Raw genomic sequence first — 1,559 nt, forward strand, 5'->3', positions numbered from 1 at the left:
ACACTTTTTTGGACGCTATCCTCTAATAGCAAAATCAGTATATTGTTGTGGGGTTCCTTCCCCAATATTCTTTTGATCTTTTTCATACCAATTATTTACTGCATCCTCAGTAAGCCATATATCTATACGACCTCTATTTGTTAGAGCTTTGTTGTATTCAGACCAATTTGTGATTTTATATTTTTGTTTAGGAACATGCCAACCTTTTGATTCAGCGTATTTATGTGGCATTGGTATTTTATGTTTTTAAAATTGATTGATTCTAATTCTTTGACTTAGATTTGACAACATATTTATAACTTTAGGGGGTTAAGAAACAAAGCCTAACGTTAGTTCTTTTTTTGTTGCTCTATGTATATTTTCATTTGCTCAAATATACTATATTTTTTGTTAATCTCTCCTTCTTTCTGAGACTCAAAAAATTTAGGTGTAATATCAAACCGGTAAGCAATATAGCGTTGAGTAGAGTTTGTAAAGTTTACATATACATTAATAATACCTTTATGATTGATAACCATAAATTTAGCAATAGTAACATCCCTACTAATACTGCTGTAAGGACCATTATAATAACTTCCCAAAAGCTGATATAAATCTCCCATCTTGTAAGGAGTATGTGTTCTTTTTAACCATAACTGTAATGTTTTGTTACGACCAGCTGTTGTAAATGGAATTTTTATATTTTGCTTTTTAAGAAGCTTTAAGTTGTAATAATTCGTATTCCAAACAACTCCGTTACTAGTAACTTTCTCTGCATACATGTCATGTGCACCTACTTGAAAACTCGCAACCTGTGTCGAATCACTAAGCGTATAATTTGCTAGTTCACTATTACCAAAAAGAGATTGAGCATGTTCTTGAACATCTTTAATCGTTTTATACTTCATTAAAATTGTTTTTATTGTATTAGCAACATCATTGCCTATATTTTTATCTTTATTTGGACGACTCGATTCGTCATTCATTGTGATAGCCAAACCATACTGATTTATACCACTTGAGATATAAGGCATATTATTTTTAGTCTTTCCATAAACTAAAGCAATATAACTATATCCTTGCTTTGGCTTAACAACTTTAAGCTGCTCATACTCAAAAGGACTAGCATCTCTATTCTTTGCTAATAAAGTCCCTCCACCTTCAACCATTTTTCCTGAAGCTGCAATTGCTGTACAAGCATAAGCAGAATGCGATAGAAATCCTACTAAGACTAATGAATAAAAATATTTTTTAATTGCTTTTATCATATATTATCTAGTTTATATAATGCTATTACATAATAGCTTATATAGATATCCTAATAAATTTTAGTAATTTTATAGCAATAAAATTCAAATAAAATCTAATGATAAAAAGGCTGTTTGATCATACCCTCCAATTTGGGACACTCATGTGTTGAGAAAAGGAGACAAATATGGGTTACCAAAGATATACAAAAGAATTTAAAATTAACATTTTTATCTAGGTTCCATGAACAAAATTTTTGCATAAAGATGTTAAGTGTATTTAAATAGTTTTGCGAAACAAATAACACACTTAACATATATGGAATATTATAT

1 protein-coding gene and 1 pseudogene are annotated in these 1,559 nt (G+C 29.5%); both read right to left on the reverse strand.

Annotated elements, in window-relative coordinates:
* Positions 1 to 24 precede the first annotated feature (24 nt).
* Positions 25 to 231 (reverse strand): annotated as a pseudogene (locus tag F3D62_RS12530) (IS5/IS1182 family transposase); the annotation flags it as partial.
* Positions 232 to 329: 98 nt separating this feature from the next.
* Positions 330 to 1,247 carry a carcinine hydrolase/isopenicillin-N N-acyltransferase family protein gene (locus F3D62_RS12535; protein WP_150468580.1) on the reverse strand — a complete coding sequence of 306 codons (918 nt, stop codon included), beginning with the start codon at positions 1,245 to 1,247 and terminating at the stop codon, positions 330 to 332.
* Positions 1,248 to 1,559: the final 312 nt, after the last annotated feature.

Source organism: Francisella sp. SYW-9, assembly GCF_008711465.1.
In the GTDB taxonomy this organism is placed as follows: domain Bacteria; phylum Pseudomonadota; class Gammaproteobacteria; order Francisellales; family Francisellaceae; genus Francisella.